This window comes from Okeania sp. SIO2C9, from assembly GCF_010672455.1.
GTDB lineage: Bacteria > Cyanobacteriota > Cyanobacteriia > Cyanobacteriales > Microcoleaceae > Okeania.
This window is the reverse complement of sequence record NZ_JAAHGO010000233.1, coordinates 1-1,372: the sequence shown is the minus strand read 5'-3', so window position 1 is coordinate 1,372 and position 1,372 is coordinate 1. Positions and strand designations below refer to the sequence as shown.

Below are 1,372 nucleotides of genomic sequence, written 5' to 3'. Positions count from 1 at the left end.
GGTCAGGGATTACTTAAACGGTATTAACCACCCACCCAGCTTGTTTCCCTGGTTTTTTGAAGCAGAAGAAACCAAAAAATACCTCGCCCAAAAGAACACTAAGTGTAGCGGCTTGCAAACAAGAGAGACCGGACTTGCAAACAGAGACATTTTCGGCTCAGATTATTTGCAAATAAGAACGCCTCTCGACTCAGATTAACTGCAAATAGACTCAGATTATTTGCAAACAACTTACTCTCCAACTCATTGGACTCAGATTAATTGCAAATAAACCTTCACAAAGGAATACCAATTCTGAGCATTTGCTCTCTAATCTCTTGAGTTCTAGCTGGTGGTAATTGACCATGGAGAAAAGAACGCACTTCCGCCGTTCGAGTATTTAACAAATCAGCTATAATCTTGGAACTATAGCCATGTCTACTCAAATGAGGCTCCAATTCATTGAGTCCTGAAGTCAAGACAGCTTCGATAATTTCCGGTTCGACAGGCTTTTGACCCACCCGATAAGCCTCTTCCAAAGCTAGAGTCAGGTATTGCTGAATTTGCAGTGGTGTTACCAGTCTTTCAGCAAGGAAATCAATAGCTTCAGAGGTGAGGAGTTGAGTCGGTACAGTTTCTGCTTTACTCGCCTCAGTTAAGACCCATTCAATGTAATCTTTTTGATAACCTCGGATGCCCTCTAAACTAAAAACACTGGCACGAGCACCGATTTCTTCAAGACTGGGTCGCCGCAGATCATTTTTGAGCTTAGGATGACCAGCTAAAACAACCGAGAGAGTCCCTTTGTCCTGACGCACTAATTCAATCAGTCGCTTCAATCCCACCAGGGTTTGATGGTGAAGAGCGTGAGCATCATCGACAAACAGGACGACAGGCTTACGGCATTTGCTGATCAGACCCAGTAGCATGCGCTCCCTTTTTTCTGGCTTCGTGGGCAGCTTAAAATCTTTCTCGGTGGACAGGTCGTAAAATAAAGCAGTGATCAGGGTTGTCAAGCTGACTCGATCTTTATCAATTGCCAAAGAACGGGAAACCACCACCTCTTTGGTTTGAACCAATTGAGCTTCTAAACGTTGCAGAGTAGTGGTTTTTCCACAACCGACTATGCCAGAGATAGCAATGAGACGACCACCCCTAATAAGACTATCGAGTTCCGCCAACAGATGAGTCGGCTCTGGCATTTCAAAATAACCGAGTCGGTCGAAGCGATGTTCTAGCCCGAAGTATTCCATGACCTCACTTAACATGGAGACCTCCCAGAGTCTCGATGGAAGTAATCTCGAATTTGTGCCATTACCTCTTGCTTATTCAAGGTATTAGCCAAAATCGATTCTACATGTGCCATCTGCTCCTGTGTTAGTTTTGCCAAAGA

Annotated in this window: 2 protein-coding genes; one reads left to right on the top strand and one right to left on the bottom strand. The window is 44.3% G+C overall.

Translation table 11 applies throughout. The features are described 5' to 3' along the window. A partial coding sequence (locus F6K23_RS40580) for a hypothetical protein (protein WP_293166883.1) occupies positions 1-199 on the top strand: 199 nt, incomplete at its 5' end. Between the two features lie 76 nt (positions 200-275). Here the strand turns inward: F6K23_RS40580 and F6K23_RS40575 are convergent. After that, complete coding sequence (locus F6K23_RS40575; RefSeq protein WP_293166881.1) at positions 276-1,247, bottom strand: ExeA family protein; 972 nt, start codon at positions 1,245-1,247, stop codon at positions 276-278. Positions 1,248-1,372: the final 125 nt, after the last annotated feature.

Coding starts and splice junctions, on each gene's coding strand:
- F6K23_RS40575 (WP_293166881.1), bottom strand. CDS start 1,247: ATGTTAAGTGAGGTCATGGAATACTTCGGGCTAGAACATCGCTTCGAC.